Source organism: Bacteroidota bacterium (genome assembly GCA_039821555.1).
Taxonomy (GTDB): Bacteria; Bacteroidota; Rhodothermia; order Rhodothermales; family Rubricoccaceae; genus JBCBEX01.
In genome coordinates, this window is sequence record JBCBNX010000007.1 from 86,137 (window position 1) to 112,297 (window position 26,161).

At 66.2% G+C, this 26,161-nt stretch carries 22 protein-coding genes; 5 read left to right on the top strand and 17 right to left on the bottom strand.

From position 1 onward, the window contains the following. The first annotated feature begins 347 nt into the window (after window positions 1-347). Together AAFU51_10400 and AAFU51_10405 are read left to right on the top strand one after the other, a co-directional pair. A complete protein-coding gene (locus AAFU51_10400; protein MEO1571668.1) occupies window positions 348-863 on the top strand; it encodes an ECF-type sigma factor in 516 nt (171 codons plus the stop codon). A gap of 18 nt (window positions 864-881) precedes the next feature. Next, window positions 882-3,578 (top strand): serine/threonine-protein kinase, encoded by a 2,697-nt coding sequence (locus AAFU51_10405; protein ID MEO1571669.1) that lies wholly within the window; start codon window positions 882-884, stop codon window positions 3,576-3,578. Window positions 3,579-3,660: 82 nt separating this feature from the next. On the opposite strand, the gene AAFU51_10410 is transcribed toward AAFU51_10405, so the two are convergent. The 7 genes from AAFU51_10410 to AAFU51_10440 form a co-directional block, all read right to left on the bottom strand. Further along, a complete protein-coding gene (locus AAFU51_10410) occupies window positions 3,661-4,404 on the bottom strand; it encodes a hypothetical protein (protein MEO1571670.1) in 744 nt (247 codons plus the stop codon). A gap of 46 nt (window positions 4,405-4,450) precedes the next feature. Beyond that, complete coding sequence (locus AAFU51_10415) at window positions 4,451-5,443, bottom strand: hypothetical protein (protein MEO1571671.1); 993 nt, start codon at window positions 5,441-5,443, stop codon at window positions 4,451-4,453. A 2-nt stretch (window positions 5,444-5,445) separates the two neighbouring features. Then, a complete protein-coding gene (locus AAFU51_10420; protein ID MEO1571672.1) occupies window positions 5,446-6,348 on the bottom strand; it encodes a DUF6175 family protein in 903 nt (300 codons plus the stop codon). 3 nt (window positions 6,349-6,351) lie between these two features. Then, complete coding sequence (locus tag AAFU51_10425; GenBank protein ID MEO1571673.1) at window positions 6,352-6,852, bottom strand: hypothetical protein; 501 nt, start codon at window positions 6,850-6,852, stop codon at window positions 6,352-6,354. Window positions 6,853-6,939: 87 nt separating this feature from the next. Further along, window positions 6,940-7,869, bottom strand: a complete 930-nt coding sequence (locus AAFU51_10430) for a hypothetical protein (GenBank protein ID MEO1571674.1) — start codon at window positions 7,867-7,869, stop codon at window positions 6,940-6,942. A 155-nt stretch (window positions 7,870-8,024) separates the two neighbouring features. Beyond that, window positions 8,025-8,540, bottom strand: a complete 516-nt coding sequence (locus AAFU51_10435; protein MEO1571675.1) for a hypothetical protein — start codon at window positions 8,538-8,540, stop codon at window positions 8,025-8,027. Window positions 8,541-8,796: 256 nt separating this feature from the next. Further along, window positions 8,797-9,588 carry an HAD family hydrolase gene (locus AAFU51_10440; GenBank protein MEO1571676.1) on the bottom strand — a complete coding sequence of 264 codons (792 nt, stop codon included), beginning with the start codon at window positions 9,586-9,588 and terminating at the stop codon, window positions 8,797-8,799. A gap of 131 nt (window positions 9,589-9,719) precedes the next feature. Between AAFU51_10440 and AAFU51_10445 the strand changes: the two genes are divergently transcribed. After that, a complete protein-coding gene (locus tag AAFU51_10445) occupies window positions 9,720-10,919 on the top strand; it encodes a hypothetical protein (GenBank protein ID MEO1571677.1) in 1,200 nt (399 codons plus the stop codon). Window positions 10,920-11,091: 172 nt separating this feature from the next. Here the strand turns inward: AAFU51_10445 and AAFU51_10450 are convergent, their stop codons facing one another. The 9 genes from AAFU51_10450 to AAFU51_10490 all read right to left on the bottom strand — a co-directional run bounded on the left by AAFU51_10450 (window position 11,092) and on the right by AAFU51_10490 (window position 21,563). Then, complete coding sequence (locus tag AAFU51_10450) at window positions 11,092-11,742, bottom strand: hypothetical protein (protein MEO1571678.1); 651 nt, start codon at window positions 11,740-11,742, stop codon at window positions 11,092-11,094. 71 nt (window positions 11,743-11,813) lie between these two features. Continuing rightward, window positions 11,814-12,806 carry a hypothetical protein gene (locus tag AAFU51_10455; protein MEO1571679.1) on the bottom strand — a complete coding sequence of 331 codons (993 nt, stop codon included), beginning with the start codon at window positions 12,804-12,806 and terminating at the stop codon, window positions 11,814-11,816. 18 nt (window positions 12,807-12,824) lie between these two features. Continuing rightward, window positions 12,825-13,598: a hypothetical protein gene (locus tag AAFU51_10460; protein ID MEO1571680.1), complete on the bottom strand. Its 774-nt coding sequence runs from the start codon at window positions 13,596-13,598 to the stop codon at window positions 12,825-12,827. Window positions 13,599-13,665: 67 nt separating this feature from the next. Continuing rightward, window positions 13,666-15,498, bottom strand: a complete 1,833-nt coding sequence (locus tag AAFU51_10465) for an SUMF1/EgtB/PvdO family nonheme iron enzyme (GenBank protein ID MEO1571681.1) — start codon at window positions 15,496-15,498, stop codon at window positions 13,666-13,668. A gap of 115 nt (window positions 15,499-15,613) precedes the next feature. Continuing rightward, the gene (locus tag AAFU51_10470; protein MEO1571682.1) at window positions 15,614-16,300 is read right to left on the bottom strand and encodes a hypothetical protein; all 687 of its coding nucleotides are present in this window, start codon (window positions 16,298-16,300) and stop codon (window positions 15,614-15,616) included. A gap of 667 nt (window positions 16,301-16,967) precedes the next feature. Further along, window positions 16,968-18,374: a GWxTD domain-containing protein gene (locus AAFU51_10475; protein ID MEO1571683.1), complete on the bottom strand. Its 1,407-nt coding sequence runs from the start codon at window positions 18,372-18,374 to the stop codon at window positions 16,968-16,970. Between the two features lie 83 nt (window positions 18,375-18,457). Continuing rightward, complete coding sequence (gene tpiA, locus AAFU51_10480) at window positions 18,458-19,228, bottom strand: triose-phosphate isomerase (protein MEO1571684.1); 771 nt, start codon at window positions 19,226-19,228, stop codon at window positions 18,458-18,460. Window positions 19,229-19,304: 76 nt separating this feature from the next. Next, the gene (locus AAFU51_10485) at window positions 19,305-20,570 is read right to left on the bottom strand and encodes an FtsX-like permease family protein (GenBank protein ID MEO1571685.1); all 1,266 of its coding nucleotides are present in this window, start codon (window positions 20,568-20,570) and stop codon (window positions 19,305-19,307) included. A 66-nt stretch (window positions 20,571-20,636) separates the two neighbouring features. Then, the gene (locus AAFU51_10490; protein ID MEO1571686.1) at window positions 20,637-21,563 is read right to left on the bottom strand and encodes a DUF4835 family protein; all 927 of its coding nucleotides are present in this window, start codon (window positions 21,561-21,563) and stop codon (window positions 20,637-20,639) included. A gap of 213 nt (window positions 21,564-21,776) precedes the next feature. On the opposite strand from AAFU51_10490, the gene AAFU51_10495 reads away from it, so the two are divergent. Continuing rightward, on the top strand, window positions 21,777-22,631 hold the full coding sequence (locus AAFU51_10495; protein MEO1571687.1) for a hypothetical protein: 855 nt from the start codon (window positions 21,777-21,779) through the stop codon (window positions 22,629-22,631). 162 nt (window positions 22,632-22,793) lie between these two features. Then, the gene (locus AAFU51_10500; GenBank protein ID MEO1571688.1) at window positions 22,794-24,905 is read left to right on the top strand and encodes a helix-hairpin-helix domain-containing protein; all 2,112 of its coding nucleotides are present in this window, start codon (window positions 22,794-22,796) and stop codon (window positions 24,903-24,905) included. Between the two features lie 159 nt (window positions 24,906-25,064). On the opposite strand, the gene AAFU51_10505 is transcribed toward AAFU51_10500, so the two are convergent. Further along, window positions 25,065-26,099, bottom strand: a complete 1,035-nt coding sequence (locus AAFU51_10505) for an aldehyde reductase (GenBank protein MEO1571689.1) — start codon at window positions 26,097-26,099, stop codon at window positions 25,065-25,067. Window positions 26,100-26,161 lie beyond the last annotated feature (62 nt).

Genomic DNA, 26,161 nt, shown 5'->3' on the forward strand with positions numbered 1-26,161 from the left:
CCCTTTGAGGCTGTACTGAGGTATTTCGGGAAGCGTCTGCCCTGGTTGTGCGCGCCTGCATCCTCGCCGCGGTTCGCTGGCACGCTGCCTTCTACGCCTGGATTGCCCAGTCCCGTGCGCTCGATGCCTGATTGGGGGCCGTAGACGCCCTCGTCTACGCCGTGTCGCACATAATTCGGAATTCTGCTGGGTCGACCACTGGCACCATTCGGGTAGGCCATCACGGAATCGCCGCCCCCTCTTTTCCCGTTTGCCCACGTGCGAACCTGGGCCGTTTCTTTCCTGCTCTAGGCGTCGCTACAGATCGCCTCGACCCACTCAAGCGGCCCTCTACCCACCCCGTCCTCATGGACAAGGAGACGTTCGATCACCTCATGAGCCTGGCCTACGAGGAACTCACTCGGCTGGCCCGGACGGTGCGCCGTGGCGAAGCCAACGCCACCCTCAGCACCGGGTCGCTCGTCCACGAAGCCTACCTCCGGCTGATCCAGGCGGAAGACCTCGACGTCGAGTCGCAGGTCCACCTCAAACATCTGCTCGCCCAGGTGATGCGGCGCATCCTGGTAGACGCCGCCCGGCAGCGCGCAACGAGGCGCAAAGGCGGCGACCTCCACCGCGTCACGCTCGACCGTGACCTCGTGGCTTCTGGCATCCACCTCGATGAGACGCTGGCCTTCGACGAGGCGTTGAAGGCGCTCGAACGTGATCACCCTCGCTGGGCCCGGACCGTCGAGATGCGCTTCTTCGGGGGCTACACGATCCCTGAAACCGCGCACCTGCTCGGCGTCGGCGAGCGTACGGTGTCGCGCGAGTGGACGCAGGCCAAAGGCTGGCTCAACGCCTGGCAACGCAAGCATTCCTGACGCACACGCTGCTCTCTCATGCCACCCCCACCGAAGCGTCTACGCACCATTCTTCACGACACCCAGGCGCTCTCTCCCGAAGAACGAGCCCGCGAATTGGAGGCGGCGGCCGAACACGACCCTGCATTGGAGCAGGCGCTTCGTACGCTCGCGGCAACCCGCGACATCGACCTGGACGCGCCGGGAGGCTTTGGTGCGCTCATGGAGGCAGGCCTGCCCATGATGGCCCAGAATGTCTTCGGGTATGACGCCGCGATGCCGGACCACGTGGGCCCGTACGCCCTGCTTCGGGTGTTGGGCGAGGGCGGCATGGGAACGGTGTATCTCGGTGAACGCACCGACCCCGACCGCACCGTCGCGGTTAAGATACTCCGGGACGCAACGCTCTCACCGGCGCGGCTCGCCCAATTCGAGCGCGAGCAACAGACACTAGCGGATCTCTCACACCCTTCTATCGCACACCTGTACGACACGGGAGTGCACAACACCGGAGACGTCGCGGACGACAACGAGGCCGCACCGCGGGGCACACCGTACTTCGTCATGGAGTACGTCGAGGGCGCGTCGATCACGGCGTATTGCACCGAGCGACGCTGCTCGGTCCAGGAACGCTTGCGCCTGTTCCGCGCCGTGTGCGAGGCCGTCCGATACGCCCATCGGCAGGCGATCCTCCACCGGGACCTGAAGCCCTCCAACGTCTACGTCTCACCGGGCCCCGACGGGAAGTCCATGGTGAAGCTGCTTGACTTCGGCATTGCCCGGCATCTCGACTCGCTCGGCCATGAGAGCGACGATGCTGGGGCGGTCGACGACCTTCGGCTCATGACGCCCGCGTACGCGGCGCCCGAACAGCTTCGCGGCGAAGCGCTCGGCACCTACACCGACGTCTATGCCCTCGGCGTGTTGCTCTATGAGTTGCTAGCCGGGCGACACCCGTACGACCTGGACGGCACGGAGGCTGAGGTGAAACGGGTGCTGCTCGAAGCAGAGGCGCCGCCACCGTCCCGGCTGGCTCGGACGGCGTCTGAGAACGCTACTCCGCCTGACGCAACCTCGCTGGGTGCTGCCGCATGGGCCGACCTCGATGCGCTCTGCCTCAAAGCGATGGAGCGGGACCCTGCCCGTCGCTATGCCTCCGTGGAAGCGCTCCTGCGTAACCTCGACCAATATGCGTCCAACCGCCCTCTTGACGCTCGGCCGGCCACGCTCGGGTATGTCTCTTGGAAATTCTTCCGCCGTCACCGCCAGCGACTTTCCGCCGTGGTTATTGTGCTGGCCCTCGTCACCGCGCTCGTGACGTTCTACACGCTCCGTCTCGCTGACGCCCGCGACGCGGCGGTGGCTGAGGCCGAGACCGCCGAACGGATCACCGACTACCTGGTGAGTCTTTTCGAGACGAGCAACCCGATGAGTGCTCAGTCCGGCGACGTGACGGTCGAGGACCTCCTTCGGAACGGGGTCGCCCAAGCCGAAGCGCTCGCGGGCGAACCGCAGCTCCAGGCGCGCATGTTCACCGTCCTCGGGCGCGTGCACTCCGGCCTGAGCCGCTATGGAGCCGCCGACACGCTGCTGCAACGCGCCCTCGCGCTCCAGCGCCCCTTCGACAACCCGCTCGACCGCGCCGAGACGCTCTACGGAATCGGCACCACGCGCTACCTCCAGGGAGACTTCGCCGAAGCGGAAGCGGCCCTCCTCGAAGCCGAGGCCCTCCTCGAACAGACATTGCCCCCAGATGCTCGCGACTTAGTCTCGCTCCGGTCCGAGTTGGCCGTCCTTTACACCGAGCAAGCTCGCCACGACGAGGCCGAGCCCCTCTTGCTGGCGGCCCTCGCCGTGCAACGCGGCGCTTCCGATGACAGCAGCAAGGCGGACCTCGCCCAGACACTGACCAATCTCGGGACGAGCTACATCAACCAGGGTCGGCCCGAGGAGGCAGAACCGCTCTACCGCGAGGCCCTGGCCTTGGACCGCGAGGTGTTCGGCCCCGAGCATGTCCGCGTGGCGATCCAGCTCGGCAACCTAGCCGTGCTTCATGATTCGCGTTTCGAACATGCGATTGCGGACTCGATGCTCACGGAGTCCTTACGGATACGCCGAGCCGCGACTGGCAACGACCACATCCAAGTCGCCACTGGCCTGCTCATGCTCGGCTCCATCGTACGCAAGACGGGCGACCTAGAGCGGGCCGAGGCCGCCCTGCGCGAAGGGGGCGACATCTTTGCCCGGCTTGTCGGCGAAGCCCACCCGAACACGGCGGTGGCGCGCAACCAACTCGCGCTCGTCCTTCGCGATCAGGAGAAGCTAGACGAGGCCCTCGCCACGCAGCGCGCGGCCCTACCCGTCTTCCAGCAGGTGCTCGGTCCTGATCACTATTACACCGTCACGACAACCTGCCAACTCGCCGAGTTGCTCCTCGACTCCGGCTCGCTCGCGGAGGCGGCAGCACTCTACCAGCAGTGCGTCCCCGCCCTGCCGTCGACGGCAGGGATCCGCGTCTACGTCGCCACGCGGCATCAGGCGCACTTTGGCGAGCTTCGGACGGCTCAGGGCCGCTATGCGGAGGCAGAAAGCCTCCTGGTTGCCAGCCACGATGCCATCGTCGCGTCGCTCGGCCCCGACCACGAGCAGATCCCCCTGTACACCGAGCGCCTCGCCCAACTCTACGAGGCATGGGGCCGCCCCGACGCCGCCGCCAGCTATCGCCTTCAACCATAGATCGGACTTGAACGAAAGCGCCACGCAGGACCACCACATCCTGCGTGCCGCTGAGGCGCCACAATGGTCTGAGCCAGAAGACCTATTGTGTAGCGCTGCTTACAGCCGAGGAGAAGTGCTGCCTCCATGGTGACGGCAGTGCAGCCGTGGGCGTCTCCACCACGTCGACGTTGAAAGCGCCCCCGGAAATAGACAACGGTTGTGCTGCTCCCCCTTCGCTCCTGAGCGTGGCAGAGAAGGTGCCGACCAGGGAGGATGTGGAGAGTTCTGTAAAGGCGATCTCGATGTCACCGCCCACCGCCGTGAAGACGCCGGTACCGTCCTCGCAGTCGTCGGACACGCTGCGAGAGAAATCGCATGCGACGTAGTTGATCATGGGCAGTTCCAAGTCGGGGTCCGTGATCTGCCTCCCGTCGCTGTCCACCAGCGTCGTCACGAAGACGGCCTCGCTGCGGCCTGAAGCGACCAGGTCGTCATCGATCTCTTCGATCTCATCGACGCGAACGATGTACGCCGCGACCTGCACAAGGCGCGCGCCAGCTTCGACGAGATTGATGGGCAAGCTAGATCCGAACACGAATGTGACCTCCCCATCTGAGATGTCGGTCCCGGCAAAGTCAACCTCATTGCCGAAGAAGACCAGCCCGAGGTCGCCAGGGTTGGCGAGGCCGCGTGCTTGCCACGCATCGCCGCCGATGGTAGCTCGGACGAATTGGTCGTCGTATTGCGGTCCGTCACCCCCAAAAAGGTTGTTGGAGTCACTTGAGTCGCAGGCAGACAGAGCAAGAGCGCAGAGCGTAAACGATATGCCGTAGAGTAGGCGCATAGGATTCTGAGTCCAATGTTGGATGGTACTGGGTGGCCGCCCCGACTCACCGCACAGTGGTGGTGCGGACGAGCGTGGTGTAGGTGACGGTAGGCCGTCGGTAGCTGTAGTAGACCCGCGCGACACGCCCGGCGGCTTTCGCTCGGGCCACGGCCACATCCCGCGACGCGTCGATGCGCTGGCTCTCAAGGTCAGCCGACGTGCGGTAGGCTTCCTGGAGCGCCTCGTAGTAGCGGCGGTCGCGGGCGTCGGCCTCGGCCGCCACGCTGCGAGCGAGCCGGGACGCCTCGTCGCGGCACTCAGACGACGGGTCTACGTTGCCGAGCAGCCGCAGCCCGCGTCCCAGTTCGTTGTTGGCGAGGGCGGCTTGGGCTGCCTGGACCTGCGCGCCGCAGCGCTGCTGGCGATAGGCATCGAAGACCTCGGTGGCGGCGCGCTGGGCGCGGGCATGGCAGTCCGACGCCACATCGGGGATACTCATCACGATGCCGAAGGCCTCGTCGTAGAACTGCGCGGTGGTCAACGTCTGCGCTTCCGTGAGGAGGCGGTCGCACTCCTCAGCATAGTAGTCCGCGATGCGCAGGCGCGCCGTGTCGAAGAAGTCAGCGGCAGCGCGGCTGTCGGCGTCTACGCTGCGCAGCGCACTCGTGACGGCCTGCCGCTCGCTCGTGCCCTGTCCCCGGAGCGGCGTGCTGAACGAGGCAAAGGTGACGTTTTGCACCACGTTCTTGACGAACAGGCTCAGCTCGCCCTGGATCACCGTGAGGGTCCGCATGCCCTCGACCGTCCGCTTGTCGTAGAGGTCGACCACCGGAAAGATCACGATGTCGGCGTTGGTGCCGTCGCCGGAGATCCCGTTGGCCGTGACCATCCGCACGACGGTGTTGCGGAGGCTGCTGAGCTGGGCCTCGCTCAGGTCGCTATGACTCTCAGGCGTCACGACGGAGAGCGAGACGCGCGCGAGGTCGTCGAGGTCGCTGGGCTGCGCCAGAAGGCTGCCGGCCGCGAACGCGAGCAGGAGAAGAAGTGCGGGGCGCATGGCTACCTCCAGGATCCGAGGGTGATGTAGACGTTGGCACCCTGGACATCCATCCGGGCGTCGATGCCGAGTTCGTTGGTGATGTAGCGTCGTAGCGCGCGGCCAAGCGTACGGGGCCGGTAGTTGCGGTCCGTTCCCGGCTCCCGCAGCGGGATGCGGAAGTCGTCCACTTCGAGACTGAGGTCGCTCGAACCGCGGATGCGGTAGTTGTTCTGGTAGGCGTTCTCGTCCATCCAGTCCTCCAGCGCGTCCGCGATCACGTCGCCCTGCGTGCCGATCTCAGTGTACATGTCGAGGTCGGAGTCCGCACCGAAGCGGATCGTGATGTCGAGGCTGCGCCCGCTCGACCGCACCTGGTCGAACTTGCCCATCATCGTGTCGAGGAGGTTGTCCAGGCAGTCGTCCAGGGCGTTCTCGACGAGACGGCCGAGGTCCGACGTGCGGAAGGGCCGCGCGTTGCGGCACACGTCGTTGGCGAGCGCGCCGCTTGTCGCCGTGTCGATGGCGTTCACCTGGACGGCCGCGCGGCTGCCTGCTCCCGTGTCTTCCACCGACGTGCGCACTTCGAGGTAGATCTCGGTCGGGGCGTTGTCGATGAGCATCTGCTTTAGGCTCTCTTGGGTGCCGAGCATCATGGCATCGTCGCGCGTCATCTCGCGGATGTAGGCCAGCGCGTCGACGGTCGTGAAGCCGCGGGCGTCGAAGGCGCGCTGGACGACGGTGAGCGTGATGCCGACGTCGGCGTCGGCTTCGATGAGGGTGCGGAGGTCTTCGCCTTCGCGGGCAAAGGGCACCACCATGATGCTGGGCTGCACCTGCGCGACGGGCTCAGGCTGGGCGATGGCGGGCGGCACGAGCACCGCGAGAAGAAGCAGGACCCACCCTGCTCGGTAGCATGTCTGCATGGGCTAGTAACCAAACTGGCGCAGGACGCCGTGCTGTTCTAAATCGCGCCGGAGCGCCTGCGTGTTGACGGTGAGGGTGACCTGAGCGCGGCGTCCGTTCTGGGTTCGCACGGGCTCGCCCTCGGTGAAGGACTCCGTCAGGAAGGTGGCGTAGCGCCCGCCCGCTAGGAGTTCGTCGAAGTAGGCCGCATGCGGGCTGTCCTCAGGACGCGAGGTGTCGCGCACCATGGCAGTAGCCTGCGGCGAGCCGGGGACGCCGCGGAAGAGTAGCGTCCAGAAGGCATTTTCTTCCGCGTGGCGGATGGCGTCCTCAGGACGCTGTCCGTAGCCCGTCGCGCGGAGGGTGATCGTACCACGGTCTGCGCGCCCCGCGTAGAGCACTTCAGCGCTCGGCGGAGCCGGAGGCGTGCCACCGCAGCCGCCAAGTCCCGCTAGGAGAAGGGTCCCGATGGCTGCAATGAGCGCCTGCCTCGTCGAGACTGGAAACGGGCTGAATCGAGTCATGGCATCGGTGAGAGAGAGTGGGCGCCGAGCCTGACGTGCATCGCACGCGGCAAGGTGGCAGGATCGATAAACTGAAACGTCCGAGGGTCAGTCGGCGACCTTCACGACGAGGGTCGTGCCCTCGGCGAAGGCGTCGCGTAGGGCTTCCTGGTCGCGGCGCCCGCGTACTGAGCACACGGCGAACCCTTCGCCCTGCACATCGCGCACGCGCAGCGACGCCACCGGGCGCTCCCGGGTGCGTACCGTCCCGTCGCTCATCTCGAACACTTGCAACTCGACCACATCGAGCGACTGCCCAGCGCGGAGCCCGTCGCTGTCGCCTCCGATCAGCACCTCCTCGATCCGCCCGCCGTCTCCTTCGCGCTCGATGGCAAGCACCTCGTAGGTCGTTGGGAAGCAAGTGTCAAGGAAGCTCTGCACCTGACTCCTGGAGTCGTTGATCGCGGCCGTAATTGCGGCGTCGGGTGAGTCAGCGTTGAGCGCGGCGGCGGCGGCGCGCCCGACCAATCCACCGGCCTGCTTTCGGACGAGTCCCACCAGGCCCCCGCGCCCGGCGCTGACGGCTTGGTCCGCCACGTCCGTTTGAATGGTCTGCTGGCACTCGACTTCGCGGGTGCCCACGGACACCTTACGCAGTTCGTAAGTGACGCTCCCGGCGTACGTCCGCGTTCCGTCGCTGACCTGCTCCCGCGCCGAGACGTCGAGGATGGTTCCGAAGAGGAGGTACTCAGCGCCCATCGGCTCGACGGCCGTGACTACGCCATCCAGGTAGGCGTCGTCCCCTTGGGCGAACAGTTCGTCCTCGATGGCCGTGCGTTGCTCCACCTCTACGACCATGAATCGGTCGCTTTCTACGAGCACATTCGTGACGAGCGCCTGTGCCTCCGCTGCCGTCGCAGGGGTGACCGCGGAGCTACGGAAGAAAGGAGCTGTCCCCACAATGGGCTTCGTCTGTGCCAGGGCGCTAGTGGCGCATAGGGTCAACAGCGTCAGGGCAAAGAGACGGGCGGTGTACATGGAAATGGAGCAAGGAAGCATGGAATAGCTTGGCATGATCTACCCAGCCAAGAACCAACCGGACTTGAGTAGACGCCTGTTAGAATAGCTGCCACTGTATTACCGTATCGTTACGAGCCTGCAAGCGCCCTGGGGTAGTGTAGCAGGACCCTGATCTAGCGTTTGCCGAAACGGAAGTGGGCCCCCACGCCGACCGCTAGCGCCGAGAAGCCGCTGTAGGTGTCCCAGTTCGCTCCGGCGAAGCCGACCTCGGCGTTGACGAAGATGGGCGGGAAGTCTTCACTGTTGAAGAGCTGTTTCAGGCTCGCTTCGATGCCCGCGCCTGCGCCGTACCCGATGGCGGTCTCGCTCGCAAAGACCACGTCCACGCGGTAGGCTGCAAGTCCCCCGTAGGCATACACGTCGTAGGGCACGTCGCGCAGAAAGCGATACCACACGCGACCGCCGTACGCGGTCACGGTCCCGAGCGCGCCAACGACCACCGACCCTGTGAGGTACTCGTTGTGGTAGTAGGCCCCACTTATCCCGTAGGATGGGTAGGCCGATGAAAAGCCGATCCCGAACTTGCCATCCTGCACGCCAACGGTGGTACCGTCCTGTGCGAGGACCGGGGCGCAGGCCACCGCGATCAGGGCAAGAGCTGAGAGGAAGGCGAGGTGCAAGCGCGTCATAGCGGGAGAGTAGGAGTCTATGTGGCTGGAGCGTGAGCGGAGCGCGCTGCCCCCTTATTTACCCGTGCGAGGTTTCGCCCACGACCTCGCCATGTGCTATGCTTTTTTCTTCAGCTGTCATGCTGGCTGCCGTCACCTGCATCCTGCTCTCTACCGATGCTCGCAAGCCGGGCGGCTCGCATGAGCCCAGCGGGAAGCACGTATTCCTAATTAACGCAGCCTGAAAGACAGCACGACGAACGAATATAGGTCGACTCTACAAAGTCACCCCCAGGGCAAACGGTTCAAGTTGACCATACAACCGCTCGCACTGCACCAAGACGGATACGCACGACGAGGGAACCTCAGCGGTCTTTGTATGCGGCCGGCTGAACGCTGTCGAGCGCTCCACGGCCCCGTACCAGTGTTTGGCCCACACCCCATCGGTAGGGCGGGGTCCTGGATTCCAGGAGAGCATGGCCAGGTCGAAGCAAATACCGAGGGCATCGCAAAGCGCACGCAACCGTGAAGCTGGGTCGGCTAGGATGTCACGCGCTCGAACGACGGGCGGCGCCAAGCCGTCCCGGTCAGCGATCCGCCTGAACAGCTCGACCTGTTGCGGCAGGCCGGTGTCTTCGACCCGCACGTCCTGCCCGAGCACCTTCACGAGGGAAGCGAGCATGGCCGCAGGCTCACGTAAGAGGAACGCGTGACGGAAGCTAGGCGCATCCAGCCACGCACGCCCGACCGTCGGCAGCAGGTGGTGCGCCATGTGCTTCTGATAGTAGATCGGCGCGCCTTCCTGCACCGGTCCTGTGAGCTGTTTGGCAACCACACGCCAATCAGTCGGCTGGCTCGCGAGCACATCAGCGCGGCCAGGATGATCGAGACCGGTTTCGGCGAGATAGTGCGCGTAGAGCGGCTCGTCCACAACAACCGTGTCGGCTCGGCTGCCCCACGACCGCATGAGCGCCGTCGAGAGGTTGCGCGGTCCTGACCACATCGCAATGCGAAGGGGTTCCGTAGCGGAGCCGTTGATCGAAGCGGAGCCGTTGGTCGATGAAGCCATACTGCCGTCCGTGGTATGGCACAGAATACGTCCCGCGATGGTCCTGATCTCCGACGGTTCTTCGCGCCCACCCTATCGGCGCTGGTCCTAGTTTTCCAGGTTACTTCCCTCCTCCCTGCTGCTTCCCGCTCATGCGCTTTGTCCTCGCTGCCCTCGCAGTCCTCGCCGGGACTCTCACCCCCCCACTCGCTGCCCAAGACGACGTTCGCTTTGCCCCCGGCACCGTTGTCTCCGTGGAGGGCGACACGCTGCGCGGGGAGATCGCACTCGTGCCTGACTTCGAAAAGATGCGCGGCGTCACCTTCCGCGCCACCCCTAGCGCTGCCCCCGCCACCTTCACCCACCGCGAGGCCCAGAGCTACCAGATCGACGGCGGCACCCGTTTCGTGCATCGCTGGATCGACTTCAACACGGAAGGGACCCGCGGGGCTCACACGTTCCTGCGTGAACTCGTCCCAGGCCCTCGCACGCTGTACGTGCACCACCTCGACACCGGCGCGGACACGTACTACATCGAGGGGACCGACTTCCCCATCGAGGGGCTCTTTGAGGTCACGTCCCAGCGTGGACCTACCCAGTCACGGCAATTGAAGCTGTGGGTCGGCACGCTCAATCGGGCCTTCCAGTCGTGTCGCGCCCTGCTGGACGGCGTGGCAGAGGCGCGCTACAGGGAGCGCGACCTTGTCGACCTCACGGTGCAGTACAACACGTGCGCAGAGCCCGGTTATCGCTTCACGCCGCGTCTTGACCGCGTGGACCAGCAATCGGGCTACGCGCTGCACTTCGCCGTGGAGGGGAGCTTTGGGGTGGAGCGGTTGGCCGCCTCGTTCGTCCTCGACACGGCGCTGGAGGAGGCCGATGCGTTCCGCTCGACCTATGCACTGCGCGGAGTTGGTCTCATCGAAGTCAAGGCGTGGCCGAACACGTGGTACGGCGTGGTCGAGTTGGGCCTCGAGAATTACGGCCCGTACGAACGCCTTGAGGAACGGTCGGACGTCCCGAACTATGATCCGCTCTACCTCTCTCTTGGCCTCGGCGCCCAGTACGACTTCTCTGCGGCCCCAGTCGCTCCGTTTCTACGTGCTACCTACGTCCTCGGATGGACGGTTGCAGGACAGCAGCAGGCCACGCTTAGGCGCGAGGCGAACGCGCTGGGTGGCTTCACGCTCACTGGTGGCGTGGTCTGGGACGTGACACCCTCGCGCGGCCTGTCCTTCGGCGTGCGAGCCAGTTGGCTCGACTTCTCCGATGAGTTTATCTACATCCCGTTCGGGGACAACAAGATTGGGCGGCATACCACCTATGCAGGCGTGCTCGGCATCCGGCTCTGAGCGGTGCCATCGTGGCCGCGTCATCGGGAACGGAGATCCTCTAAATACGAAGTCCCCAGATATAAATAGGCGGAGTGCGCCCAGGTAGAAACAGCGCACCCCGCCTTGGAATCCCGGCGAAGCCAGGAACTTGGTGCTTGAGCGCAAAGCCTGCGCGCAAGCGATCCGGTTGCTAGTCGATGAAGCGACGAATCACGTTCACGAGACGGACACGCTCGCGCTCGGACTCGGCCTCCTCGTAGATCACGTACTGCCCGTTTTCGCCGTAGCGGACGATCACGGCGTCCGAGGTCTTGGCGAGTTGGTGCATGGCGATCTGGTCGCGGAAGGGCTTGAAGGCCGCCTCGTTGTAGCGCATGTTCGTGCCGCTGTTGTTGAGGAGCCGCTTCAGCGTAGTGTTCTCTCCATCGACGTAGAGGACGGGGATGTCCACATCGGCGTACTCCCCATCGGGGCGGTAGATGAAGAAGATCTCCTCGATGCTCGACCGGAAGCCACGCGAGTTGCCTTCCATGCGGTAGGTGATGAAGACGCGGTTGGCGCTGCTGAGGAAGAGGCCCTCGTAGCTGAGGTCATCCTCGATCTGAGCGAGCGTGTAGGTCGTCTCGTCCTCGCGGTCGCGACGGACCTGGAGGTCGTCGGTCTCGATGTAGGCGACGAGCGAGTCGAGGAAAACGCCAGTGACGTTCTGCTCGTTCTCGCGCTCCACGGGGACGATGATCTCGACGGTCTGGCGCCAGTTGCCCTGGGCCAACATGGCCTGGGCCAGGAGGAGCGGCGCGACGAGCGCCACCAGGGCCAGACGACGGAGGGTGGTAGACATAATGCAGTCGGGTCGGTGAGGCCGAAGCTCCGTGCCCCGGCACAGCGCCGGAGCACGGGGTTCGGGCATGCTTACGAAATCGTGAAGCTGAACGTGCGGCTGCCTTCGTTAAGCGAGACGCCAACGGACGTGCCTGCGTAGTTGAGACGATACACGTTGTTGAGTTGGACGATGATGCGGTCGCCGGGGCGCGCCGAGGCAAGGGCACGGATGGCAGGGAGGCGACCGCCGCTCAGGTTGTAGGTGCCGAGGCGCTCCGAGGCGGTGAGGCCGCGCCGGATGTACACCGTGGCACTCCCTACGCCGTAGCGAGCATCGCTCGGGTAACGCTGGGCAAACTCCTGGTCGGCTTGGACCGAGAAGTTGAGCGCGAAGCGTCCGCGCGGCAGGTTGTCGCCGTTGTTGACGGCGCGGCCTGCGTTGGCGACCCGGATCTCCGGACGCGGCGGGTCGATGACCGCGAACGACTTCGATCCCAGGAAGACGTTGCCGTCGGGACCTGGCGTCTCAACGCGGATGCCTGCGGTCTGCCCGCTGGGCGCGAGCGTGAGCGTGCGCGCCTCGGTGCCGTTGAGGATGAGCGGCCGATCTTCCAGACCCGGCACGTCGATGCGGACCTCGTTGCGGCATTGGCGATAAAGCGCCACCTCGCCCGCGTTGACGGCGACGATCTCAGGTCGGCGCACCGTAAACGTGCCGGTGATCGGCACTTCGCGCGTGCCACCGCCGATCTGCGGGACGGTCATCGTTGCGGCATACTCGACCTCTTTGACGTCCTCGTTCTCCGCGAGGAGGTTGCCCGTCTCCATGACGAACATCGAGTCGCCCGAAGCCATGAACGCCTCCGAGCCGCTGAGCGAAAGGCCCTCGCCCGCGCCGACGGCGAGCATGGCGCGCGCCTGGAAGGGCTGGCCGAGCACGACCGTCTCCTCAGCGTCGAGGTAGGGCTGCACGTTGCCCACGGCGATGGTGCTGTCGTCCAGGTCGAACGTGCTCATCGCGTAGAGCAGGATGGGGAAGTACAACGCCAGCATGACGTTGTACCGCATGTCTTTTACAGACATAGGGATACCTCGTCGGTTTTAGGCGCGGGACACGTACGTTTCGGCGGACGCTCCGTCCTTGCCGTTCGTCGAGACGCCGGGGTTGTTGAACATGCGGAAGCGACGGGCGACCTGCTCCAGCTCGGAGCGGATGGCCTCGGCCTGCGTACCGGCGGCGCCCATTTCCTGGCTGAGGGCGTTCATGCCCTGGCCGAGGCGCTGCGCGTCTTGCGGCAGCGAGCCCGTTGCCGTCTGTGTTAGGGTCTGGCGCATCTGCGCCACCGACGTACGCGCCTGGCTCATCTCCTGGCTCATGCCACGCATCTCGGAGCCGAACTTCTGCACATCGCCCGAGAGCTCACCCATGACCTGTCCCAGGCCGGTCGTGAGCTGGCTCAGCTCGGTCGAGATGCCCGACTTCACCGAGGCAACGAGGGCCTGGTGGACCTCGGCGTTCATGCGCTTGTAGTCTTCGCCCATCGTCCCAAAGATGCGACGCACCTCGGTAGTAGCGATCTCCTGAACCTGGCGATAGAACTCTTCGGACTTCTCCGGCGAGTTGAGCAGGAGCGGCTCGCCCGCAGCACCGAGCGCCTTGGTGGGTGTCCCCTTGGCCGCGAGGCCCTGGATGAGCGCCAAGACGCCCATGGCCACGAAGGCGCCTGCTTCCCCGAGGAAGCCGACCAGGATGACGTCGTTGTAGTCGAAGCCGAGAACGGAGTCCCACTTGAGGATCTTCGCGGTCACGCCGATGATGGCGAGGGCCCCGAAGACGCCCACGAGGAGACCAATGAACCCGTTCACGCGGGACATCGACTTGGATTGTGCTTCAGCCATTGTGTTCTACCTGTATTGTGGTTGGAGGGTGAGGGGGACGAGGCTACTGCCCCCCTCCGTTCTGGTCCCCGTTGTCGCTGGGCTGGCCGCCCTGGGGCGGGACCGGAGGCACGAAGCCGCCAGCCGGGTCGCTACCGCTCTGCGCCTGGCCTGGAGCGGGACCAAACTCGCTGCCGAGGTCCTTCGCGCAGCGGAAGCCGGTGTAGATGTTCGCGTCGTTCATGTCGAACGCCTCGCGGACGCCGACGCCGATGTAGAAGTCCTCGGCGGCCCAGGAGCCGCCACGCACGATGCGACGCGCTTCACGGTCATCTACCCAGCGTGGGTTGAAGTCAGCGAGCACGCTGTAAGTCGGGTTGTACGCGTCGAGGGTCCACTCGGCGACGTTGCCGCTCATGTTAAAGATGCCCCACGGCGAGGACGGGAAGGCGCCGACGGGAGCGGTGAACGCGTAGCCGTCCGCGGCATAGCCCGCGCGACCGGGGTTGTAGTTGGCGTAGTAGCCGCCGTTGGGCGCCTGCGGCGACTGGCCGGGCCACGGGTAGATGCCGCCCGACACGCCTGAGCGGGCGACGTACTCCCACTCTGCCTCGGTCGGGAGGCGCTTGCCCTGGCCCTGGCAATAGGCGTTGGCCTGGTCCCAGGTCACCGCCACCACGGGGTAGTCGTTGTAGGCCTGACCCAGGAAGTAAGACTGGAAGTTGGCGCGGCCACCGGCGTCCTGCCACGCCATCGAGTCCGGCGTCATCGCCTCCCGGGCCGACGGCGCGAGGCCCTGGAGCCACTGGCGGAACTGCATGTTGGTCACCTCGAACTTGTCGATGAAGAACGAGGACACGGTGACGCGCTTGAAGCCCTGCGTCTGGAGGCCGAGTGGGTCCTCTTCGAAGAGGCCCATCGTGTAGGTGCCGTCCGGAACCAAGACCATGTCGCCAGCCTGGCTCACGCCCGCGGGCTGGACGCCGCCGCCCTGGGGGAAGCCGCCCTGCTGGGGGAGGCCCACCGGCTGTGCCGCGGCGCCTCCGATAGCGGCCGCGCCCGGAACCTGGTAGGAGCCGCTGAGGGCTCCCTGCCGGGCGGCCGGGTCTGCTACGGTCCGGCCGACGGTACCCTGCACCGGCATACCCACCGACTGTCCCGACTGGACCGACGGCGCGTAGCCCGGTTGCCCTTCCGACGTGATGCCGGGCTGCGCCGACACCGCGCCTCCGCCCGCCTGGGGCGTGCCATAGCTCGGCGCCGCCACCTGGCCTCCGCCAGCCGTCGCGTCGCGCGAGACAATCGTAGGATCCTGCTCAGGGAAGTCGCGGCGTGCGATCTGGCCCCGCTCGATAGCACGCTCCTCTGCGATGACCTCGGGGTCGTAGCGCGATGCCTTGGCAAAGGTGTAGTTCACGCCCACTGCTGGGAAGACGCCGAACCCAAGCTCTTGCAGGCCGTTGCGAGCTCCGGGCGACGGCGTGAGGTCACGGAAGAGCGTCCAGCGGGCTGCCAGCTCAAAGTTGAGAGCCACGCGCTCGTTGAGCGAGTAGTCCATGCCGATGCCCACCGGGATCACCGAGCGGTGGTCGTCACCGCTGAAGAAGAGGCCGAAGCCCGAGAAGACGTACGGCTCGAAGCGCTGCGCCCCGGAGAACGGACGCACGTTCATGGTCACCTCGGCGCTCGCCTCGTCGGTGTAGCCGAGCATCCCCTGTACCTGGAAGAACTCGGCCAGCCAAATGCGGGAGCCAATCTGGAACCCGGCCTGCGTGACTGGATCTGCGTCCGGGGCCTGGGTCACAGCGGGGCCCGCTTTGAGGAGCAGCGACTGAGCGCCCACTGCAGGACCGAAGGCCAGCAGCAGCGCGAGGAGGAAAAACGTAGAGGTCTTCATAGATCGCGTGGGATCAGGTGAGGGTGGCGGGGCAACTGCGCCGAGAAGAAGGCAGAGTTGCAACAGGCGTAAGCGCCTGCGATGGCGGAGCGCCAGGAGTCAGGTGAGTGAGAAGCTAGAGGCGGAATCGGTAGCCCACGTGGATCGACGAGATCACATCGGGGCCGGTCGTGCGCCGCTGGGCGCTATCGAGGAAGTCAGACGTCATGAAGCGGATGCCGAAGCGCCAAGCGTCCTGCAAGATCATGGACACCGGGAACGTCAGGATAAAGCGCGGACTCGTCTGCTCGAACACGTAGCCCCGCGACTCCAACACGTCAGGCGTCGAAAAATTGTAGGTCGTCGACACCATCGTGGGTGCCACGCCAGCCTGGAGCCGCACGAACCCGGGCCGACCGAAGAGCCCGACCCGCAGGCCCGCGTTCACGTCGAAGGCGAAGACGTTCACCCCCATGCTGTTGTCCGCATCCACGTCGATGTTGAAGCGGTGGTAGACCAGGCCCGCCTCGGCCATGAACAACGGCGAGAGGGCGCGGTCGGCGTGGACGGAGAGACTAAACTCAGCCAGCGCGAAGTATTCGATGGGGTTGCTCGAGGCATTGCGGTCAAGCTCGCCCTGGTAGACCCCGAGGCCGAGACCAAGCGTCAGGCCATCGATAGCGCCCCCTCCTTGAGCGTGTGCACCAGGCGTGCTTACCCCCAGGCCTGTCAGAAGGAGAAGGACGAACGCAAGCGATTGGGCGAGGCCGGGCTGCTCCTGAAGCCGTGCGGACTCACGCCGGGTGGGCGAGAACCAAGTCATGGGTGTGGATCGTGCGAGTATGGAGGCTACGAAGCTCGGTAAAGAGCGGGCGGCTGCTTCCTCTCAGCGGGGTTATGACGACGCGGCAGGGCATCCCGACGGGGGTGTGGGGGCGATCGGGGCGCCACGCAGCGCGGTCAGCAGAGACTGTCAGGTGATTGGAGAAAGGGACGGGTGATGGGTCCACCGCCGTGGCATACGTCCCGCATGGATCATACCAGTTTTGAGACGCAGGACGAGACAACGGACGAGACGGGACAACCCATCCTGACGATCAATCGGGTTAGGGGGCAACGGACCGCACCTGTGGCTGCGGTCATTCACCTCTAGGTGGTGGGGCGACACCTCTTCGCAACAGCGTTCTCGCACGGAACGCGCGGGGGCGACGCGACCCGGTAGGCCGCCGTTGCTTCTGCGAAGGTCACGGTGCTGTATGATAGGCACTTTTTTTCCTCCCCTCGGGCGGGTGGTTCTTTTTCACCTCTCCTGCGATCCCTCTCCTCGCTGTGAACGACCCGTGAACGCGGCTCCCTACCCACCTGATTGCGGGCTCTTGCGTTTTCTTCAAAATCCCAGCGACTACGCCACGCCCATCCATGGCCTGGACACGTGCCTGCCCCTCTGCACGCTACCGGCACGGCCATGTAGCGCCTGGACTACAACATGCCTACCCAGCACGTCCCGTGCGCCACTGCCGGAGCGCCCGTGCCCAAACGGCTTCATACGCTGCCTGACGCTGCAGAACGTAGGGTTGCCAGCCCGCCGGCTGCCCGAAATCGTCGACCCTCCTGAAGCTGAACGCCGTCGCGTCCTGGCGCAGCCCGCTTCCATAGTACCACGTCTCTCCCATGGGATCGAGCTCGACGTAGGCGGGCGGCCCCAGGAGAACGTAGAGCATGCCCCGGTCTGTCTTCCACCCTGCTTTCACGGTTGAGAAGCGGCGGTTGGCGTCCTCGACGCGCTCGTAGTAGAGACGGAGCACGTTGGCCGCCACCCGACGATCGCCCAGCAGCGCCCCCCAGAATGCGTCGAAGCGGGCGCGGCGCTCCTCCGGAGCCTCAGCCTCCAGGATGAAAGCGCGCTCGCGTTCATAGGCCATGAACGCGAGGCTCTCGATGAGGCCGTCCATGGTCTCCATGCGTGGATGCCCAGCGTCAAGCACGGTGAGATACCGGGCGGACACTGCTCCTAGCCCCTCGGGCTCCCCAATAGAGACTGCGATTTTGTAGAGCCCGGGCGTCATGGGCGGCACCATGAGGACATGGTCGGCAGCACCGCCTGCGTGCACAGCTTCACGCCGCGCCACCACAACACCATCGCGCATCCGGACGCCCTGGTAGGCAAGGGAACCACGTTGCGGACCCAGCCAGTGCGGCGGCCGCGCCACCGTCGTGTCGCTCGGCAGTCGCTCGACGTGTAGCGTGACTGGAAGGTCCGTTCCAGTGACTACCGTGGCCCGGACTCGGAGCGACTCGGGAGAAGTCGCCAGCGTTCGCCCGAGGTACGGCGCATACCCGTCGCCGTTTTTCCGCTCGAGTTGGAGGCGCCCGACGCGCACTTCAGTGTTCCAGTCTGGAGCGCTGGTGTCCGGCACCTCAATCCGTAGCTGCCTCACGGCTTCGCGCTGCGTACTTAGGTCGTCCAACCGTGCTTCGACTAGGTATAGCCCCGGCGCGAGCGCAAAGCGAGCTTCGTGCATCGCCGTTGTGAGGGAACGGAGCCCGTCGGCGGTGCTGGCGCTCAGGGTGTCCGCCCAAAGCTGCTCGCGCACTGTCGTTCGCGTTCCAGCAATTCGTACGAGCACCGATAGCTGGTAACGCACGCGGACGCGCTCCTCCTCGACCCCGTCCGCTTCGGCCACGAGGGTGCTCGGCTCGACGGCGACCAGCGCTTGCAGAGGAACCGTCTTAGCGCTGTCCACATCGGATTCAACACCGGATTCAACATGCTCGGCGAGTAGCAGCCGGGCATCGAGGTCGAAGACCGGCTCGTCGGGGTCGTAGACGAGCGTACGACCGGCATCCACGTCGTCGAGGCGATCCGGCGCGGAGCAGGCTGCGAGGACTAGCGCCAACGCGCCCAGCCAGGGAATTACCCACCAGGTCAGGGACACACGGCCCCTCGTCCTGTCGGACAGCCTCGCGCGCCTGCTCCCCCTCATGTGCCTGCATCGACCGCCGCCTCAGCGGCCCGAGCGATGGCGGCAAACGACGACGCATCCAGGCTTGCCCCTCCAATGAGGCCTCCGTCGATGTCGGGCTGCGCGAAGAGTTCGGAGGCGTTACTAGGCTTAACGCTGCCACCGTAGAGCAGTTCAACGTCGGCGCCCGTCTCTCCGAACCGCTCGGTCATCCACGCGCGGATGGCCGCGTGCATCGCCTGGGCGTCGCCCGGCGAGGCGGTCCGGCCGGTGCCGATGGCCCACACGGGCTCGTAGGCCACTACCACCGCGTCCGGCGCCGCCAACGCCTCCATTTCGCCGAAAGCACCGCTGAGCTGGCGCAGCACGACGGCCTCGGCGTCGCCCGCCTCGCGCTCGGCGAGGGTCTCCCCCACGCACACGATCGGCACGAGCTCATGCGCCAATGCCTGCGTGACCTTGCGCCTCACTCCGTCGTCCGTCTCGCCGAAATACTGCCGTCGCTCTGAGTGCCCGAGGATCACGAACACGCACCCCACCGACGTGAGCATCGACGCGGACGACTCGCCGGTGTAGGCCCCGCTGTCAGCCTCGTGCATCGTCTGGGCACCGAGGAGGATGTCCGACTCGCCGAGCGTGTCGAGGACCGCCAGCAGGAGCGGCGCGGGAGGGCAGACTGCCACGTCGACGCCCTCGCCAGGCTCGCCGACCGCGTCCGCCACGGCCTCGGCGAGTTCGAGCGCCCCCTCGAAGTCGGTGTTCATCTTCCAGTTTCCAGCAACGAGCATGGCGAGGGGTGAGGGTTGGAGTTGGGGTTGCAACAGCGCCTCGAACTTCGCACTTCTGACCCGGCACGGCAACCGGCTAGCGCCACCGGACAGCATCGGCCGGCTCAATGCGAGCCGCACGAGCCGCAGGGTAGAGCGAGGCGACGACGCAGAGCGCGAGAGCAACGAGCGTGACACCCAAGACATCGAGCGCTTGAATGTCGACCGGGTAGGCATCGATGATGAACGACTCGGCGCCTGCGAGCTTGACGAGTCCGAACTGCTGCTGCGCCCAGGCGATGCCGAGGCCAAGCACGAGGCCAAGCCCCGCGCCAAGCCCACCGACGAGCAGGCCTTCGATCAAGAAAATGCGCCGGATGTCGCGCTGCGACGCACCCATCGCCTGCAAGGCCCCAAGGTCGCGCCGCTTCTCGATCACGATCATGGTGAGGCTGCCGACGATGTTGAACGCCGCCACGACGATGATGAGCGCGAGGATGAGCGACGCCCCCCACTTTTCCAGCCGCATGACGCTGTAGAGCGACTGCTGGAGGTCATACCACGTCTGCACCGTATAGCGCTCGCCGAGCTGAGCTTGGAGCGTGCGTTTCACCTCGGCAGCGCGGTCGAGGTCGTCGAGGCGTAGGTCGAGGCCGGTGACGCGGTCGCCCATGCGGAAGAGGCGCTGCGCCTGCGGGAGGTCCACGTACACATTTGACTGGTCGAAGACCTCGTCCATCTCGTAGATGCCGCGCACGGTGAAGCGCGCCGCTGCGGGCAGGCCGAACGGGTACTGCACGAGCATCCGCTCCAGGGCCGGCGCCGAGAGCAAGTCGATGCGCGAGCCGCGTGTGGGCGTCGTGCCTGGATAGAGCCCGAGGCGACTGGCGAGTGCTCCGCCGATGACAACGCCCGGTTGCCCGTCGGCCGTCGCGAGGTCGAAGCCGCCCGTGATGACGGCGGCGCCTGGTCCCGTCTCGCTCGGGAGGTGCGTCGCCTCCACGCCGCGCACGATCACCACCTTGTTGTCCGCCCCGCCGTTGTCCGCGGCGAGCAGCGCCTTGCCCTGCACATACGGCGTCGCGCTCTCGACGTGCTCCAGGTCGAGCACGAGGGCGCGCAGCGAGTCGGCCTCGGCGAGGCCCTCATGCTGCGCCGTCGCCACGATGCGAACGTGCGGGTCAAACGACACAAGCAGGTCGCGCACGACGCCGAAGAAGCCGTTCATCACGCTCAGCACCACGATCAGCGCCGTCACCCCGAGCGCCACCCCTGCGACCGACAGCCCACTCAGCACCGAGACGAGCGACACGCGGCGCGGGCTGGCCAGCAGGCGCCGGGCGATGAGAAAGCGAAAGTCCACCGATGTGCAGGGCGAGGGCGTCGAGAAGTGAAGCGCGGTCGTAGGCGATGCGGGTCGGCGACTTCCCTACCCTTCGAGCAGGCCCTGGTAGACCTGCAGGTTGCTCGGGTTCATGTCGATCAGCATGTCGTAGAGGTCGTTGCGCTGCTGATCGGCCTCGCGGAAGAGGTTCACGATCTCGTCGCTCTTGGCCGTGATGAACAGGTCAATGGCGTAGCGGAGTTGGTTGAACTCCTCGAAGACGCCGTAGACCGCCGTGAGCGCTTCGAACGCCGTCTCCCAGGCCTGTTCGTGCTGCGTGGCGAAGCGGTCGAGCGCCCCGAAATGGTACTGGAAGTAGGCGCGCCGCAGCGGGACGTAGAGCGGGTCGAGGAGTTGCTGAATCAGCGTGGTACGGCTCCGGTCGTCGCCGATGGCGACCCAGTCGTCGACGCCGCGGCCGGTGGCGATGTCCGCGATCTCGCGAGCCTGCTCGAAGTAGGGCGTCCCTCCCAGTTCTTCGAACGTGTCGAAGTCGTAGCCGAGCATCAGGAAGATGTAGAAGTCGATCACCGAGGTGAGCGAGTTGTACTGGTTGGGGTCGTAGATGAGCGGCTGGCCCCGGTTGTAGTCAAACGTCCAGGTGTCGTCGGCGACGGCGAAGACGGTAGTGCTGACGCTGTTGCCGTAGATCGGCCGCAGGCTGCGCACAAAGATTTCGGCGCGGAAGCGGCTGAGCGACTCCGCGTCGCGGATCGTGATGGCGATGTCGCAGCCGATCCGCTCGATCTCCTCGAAGAAGAGTTCCGTCCACGACCGGTTGTTGACGTATTCAAACACGTCGTCCCGCAGGTCTTCCAGGAAGTTGTACTCCGTGCCGCTGATCGACTCGTAGTTGACCGAGACGTTGCAGTTGAACTCGCCGCTCTGAGCCAGCGCTGAGGTCGCGCCGGCGCAGAGTGCTCCGATACCCAGCACGAGACCAAGCAGATGGGTTGACGACGGACGGCGCATGGAACGAGTGGCAGCGAGGTGAGGCCGCGTAGGCGTGGGGCGTCTGGAGACCGATTGCGCAGCGAGGGAGACCGAATCGCTGGCAGCCCGTCAGCATTCGCATACCGTGGGGTATACTCCCGCGACGCCGCCCCCGGCGCTGTGGCCTCGTAGCTTGGCGGTGCAACTTAGCACCACGACCGACGGTCCGCCATCCCAACGCCTTCGCCCTGCATGATCGTCTGTCGTCGCCTTTTCGCCTGCTGCTTGATCCTGCTCGCGGGCTTGCTCGGCGCCCTCCCCGCCGCGCAAGCACAGCTAGCCGAGGGCGGCGCGCGTTCGCTATCGCTAGGCCGGGCAACGGTCGCGCTTCCCGGCGACACCTGGAACCACCATAACCCGGCTGGGTGGAGCACGCTCGACGCGCGCTCCGTGGCGCTGTTCGCCAGCCAGCCGTTTGGCCTGTCCGAGCTGCGCATCGTGAGCCTCGCCGCCGCCGTGCCAACGCCCTACGGCACCGCCGCCGCGACCGCACGCACGTATGGCTTCGAGGACTACCGCGAGACGACGCTGGGCCTCGGCGTCGCGCGCGCGGTGCCGCTGAGCCGCTCGCGGCGCATCCACCTCGGCCTGCACGCCCGCCTTCACACCCTCGCTTTCGGCGGCGACTTCGGCTCGACCTCGACGTTCACGCTCTCCGCGGGTGCGCTCGTAGACGTGCTGCGCGGCGTCACGTTTGGCGTGCATGCGCGCAACCTCCTAGCCCCACGGGACGACGGCGCCCGCCTCGAAGCGCCGCTCTCAACCGAGCCCGGCCTCGAAGTCGGCCTCGCCTATCGCCCCATCGACGCAGCGACGGTGCTGCTCGCCGTGGATCGCGGCGTGGACGACTTCGACACGTCGGTGCGCGGCGGGCTGGAGATCCGCCCGGTGGAGGTGCTCGCCGTGCGGGCTGGCTTCACGACCGCGCCAGCCCGGATTAGCTTGGGCGCCGGCGTCGACCTCAGCCGCGCACATGCCGCGCTCGCCTTCGAAAACCATGAGGCGCTCGGCTGGACGCCCGCTATCGACCTCCTGGTGCGGTTTTAGGTCATGGTCCACGCGTCGCAGGTCGTAGGTCGAGAGTCGCAGGCCAACAGTCGCGGGTTGCAGCGCAGAACCCCTCGGCGGGATTGGCTTTGCTTTCGCTTCGTTTCGCTGGCTTTCTGGCTCGTTCTCCTGACCCTGTTCGCGCCCATCACGTTCGCGCAAGTGCCGGCAGACTCGACGGACGCGGAGCCTCCTGAAGAGGCCGTCCTGGAATCGCTCGTGGACGAGGATGTCTCTGGCGACCCGACGGTGCTGCTGGAGGCGCTCGAAGACCTCCGCGATAACCCGCTCGACATCAACAGCGCGACGGCTGAGGAATTCGCGCTCATCCCGGTCATCTCGCCGCTCCTCGCCGAGACGATCGTCCGCTTCCGCGACGAGCTCGGCCTGTTCGACTCGATCCCGGAGTTGCGCGCCATCGAAGGCGTCACCGTCGATGTCTTCCTCGCGGCCCGGCCCTACCTCACCATCGGCGAGACGCTCGATGTTGTAACACCCACGCCCTCGGCGTTTCCCACCGCGCCGAGCTTCGGCCAGATACTCCAGGGCGCGCGCTACGAAGTCCGTCAACGCGTGCAGCGGCGCCTCGATGAGGGCCGCGGCTACTCCGACGAACTGCGCGACGACTCAACTCGGTCGAGTTATATCGGCTCGCCGGAGCGCGTCTACACCCGCGTACGCGCGACGTACCGGCGGCAGGCCTCGGCCAACCTCACGCTCGAAAAGGACCCCGGCGAGCAATTCGCCTGGGACCCGGGCTCCGGCAGCTACGGCTACGACTTCGCCTCGATGCACGTGGCGCTGCTCGACGCGGGGCGCATCGACGCGCTCGTGGTGGGCGACTTCACGGCGGAGTTTGGGCAGGGCGTGGCCCTGTGGCGGGCGAGTGGCTTCGGCAAAGGGCGCGAACTGCGGCCCATCGTCCGGACGTCGCGCGGCATCCGGCCCTACGGCTCGGTTGACGAGAACCAGTTCTTCCGCGGGCTTGCGGCGACCGTCGCGGTGACGCCCGAACTCTACGTGAGCGCCTTCGGCTCGCGGCGCTCGCTCGACGCCTCCATCGTGCAAGCCGACACCTCGCTTGCGGGCTCATTGGCCGGGCAGCCGGCCGCCGAGATCGACGGCGTGGCGACGAGCCTCCCGATCACGGGCCTGCACCGCACCGCTACCGAGCGCGCCCGCAAGGACGCCCTCGACGAGACGCTCTTCGGCGGGGCGACCGAACTCCGCCTCCCCCGCGCCACCGTGGGCCTCGTCGGCTACTCGGCGCGCTTCGACAACCCGATCCAGCGTGGCGACCGCGACTTTCAGCGCTTCGACTTCGAGGGCGACCAGGCAGCGATGCTGAGCGCCTACTTCGACGTGACGCTCCTACGCCCGCGCGGCGAGGCAGGCGGCACGCAGCTTTTCGGCGAGGTGGCACGTGCGCCGGGCGGGGCCGTCGGCGGCATCGTCGGGGCGCTGCAAAAGCTCGGGCGCGAAGTCGAGGCGCTGGCCGTCGCCCGGCACTTCCCGCGCGACTTCGTGAGCCTCCACGGCTACGCCTTCGGTGAGCGCAACGGCACCACGCAGAACGAGACCGGGCTCTACCTCGGCCTCCGCCTCCGCCCCTCGCCCACGTGGACGATCACGGGGTTCTTTGACCAATACCGCTTCCCGTACCTCCGCTTCACCGTCCCGCGCTCAGCGACGGGCTACGAGGCCCTGCTCTACGTCGAGCATCGCCCTGCGCGCTGGCTCACGGTCTACGCGCAGGGCCGCCACGAGACGCGCGAGATCGGCACCGACGTGAGCGATCCCAATGGCTCCGTCGTGGGTGGACTGACCTCCGAGACGCGGCAGACGCTGCGGCTGCATGGCAGCTACGTCGCCAACCGCGCGCTGCGGCTGCGGGCCCGCGCCGAGATCGCGCGCTACCAGGAGGCAGGCTTCGATGACAGCTACGGCTCGCTCGTCTTCCAGGACGTGCGCTGGCAGACCGCGCGCTGGCTCCGCCTGGACGGTCGGCTGACGTTCTTCCGCACCGATGGCTTCGACGCGCGCCTCTACCAGTTCGAGTCCGACGCCACGGGCGTGCTCTCAAACGTGCTCCTGAGCGGACGCGGGACACGCGCCTACCTCCTCGCCACCGTCGAGCCTGCCGAGGGCGTGCGCTTCCAGGCCAAGCTCGCCCAGACGCGCTTCGAGGACCGCTTCACCGTCGGCTCCGGGCTGGACGAGGTCGAAGGCTCACAGGTGCGCGACCTCACGCTACAGCTTCAGGTGCGGTTCTGAGGGTCGCAGGTCGCAGGTCGCAGGTCGCAGGTCGCAGGTCGCAGGTCGCAGAAGCAAACCGATGGCAGCGGCACGCACAAGCGAATTCGCCGGATGGAACTGGCCCCAGTCGCCCCTCTCAAGCCGCCTTGTATGCAGCCGTTGGCGGCGAGCCGGTAGCTACACCGCCCCCTGCTCGATGAGCGCCTGGGCGCTGGCGGCGATGGCTTCCTCAGGCGTGCGGGGTGTCCAGCCAAGTCCGCGCGCCTTCGCGTTGCTGACGGTGCGGCGCTTGCCTAGCTCGAACAGCACGTTGCGTGCCTCCTTGTCGACGAGGGCAAACAGGCGCATGCCGAAGTCGGGCAGTTCGAACTTGGGCAGCTTCTTTCGATAGGCCGGCGCTGCCTCACGGATGGCGTCGGCAATCTGCTTGAAGGAGCGGTAGCCGCCCGCGGCGAGGTAGCGCTCGCCTGCTGCCTCGGGCGCCTCCATGGCGCGGACGTGGAGGTTCGCCACATCGCGCACATCGACCACCTCGAAGCCGATTTTCGGCATGCCGGGCATCTCGCCCTTCATCATCTTCGAGACCACCACGTGCGAGGCACTCAGGTTGTCGGTCATCAGCGGCCCCAGCACGAGGCTTGGGTTTACAGTCGCCAGTTCGGGTGCGCCTGGGGTGTCTTGGACATAGTCCCACGCCGCGCGCTCGGCGATCGTCTTGCTTAGGATGTAAGGCGTGACGTCGTCCGCAACGGTGGTGTCGGTCCAGTGCGACTCGTCGAGTGAACCAGCAGGGGGCGCCTTCAACCCGTAGGCGACGGCCACGAGCGATGACGTGAGCACGACACGCTGCACCCCTGCCTCGGTCGCTGCACGAAGCACGTTGAGCGTGCCCTCGCGAGCTGGCACGATCATCTCGTCGGGGTCCTCGGGCTGGACGACAAAGAAGGGCGAGGCAACGTGGTGGACATGCGTCACGCCCTCCACCGCCGCCTGCCACGAGCCGGCATCGAGGAGATCCGCTTCGGCAACAGTCAGCTTGTCGATGGGCGCGTGCTCAGCGAGAGCCGCGCGGACGCGCTCGAACTTCTGGGCATTGCGCATCGTGCCGCGCACAGCGTAGCCACGGCGGAGGAGGTCCGCGGCGAGATACGAGCCGATGTAGCCGGTTAGACCCGTGACGAGGACCGGGGCGTCGGTGATGGGAGTAGGCATGAGCACAGACTGGTAGACAGCGGGTAAGCGAGGTTCGCAAAGAACCGCTTCGCATTTCGGAT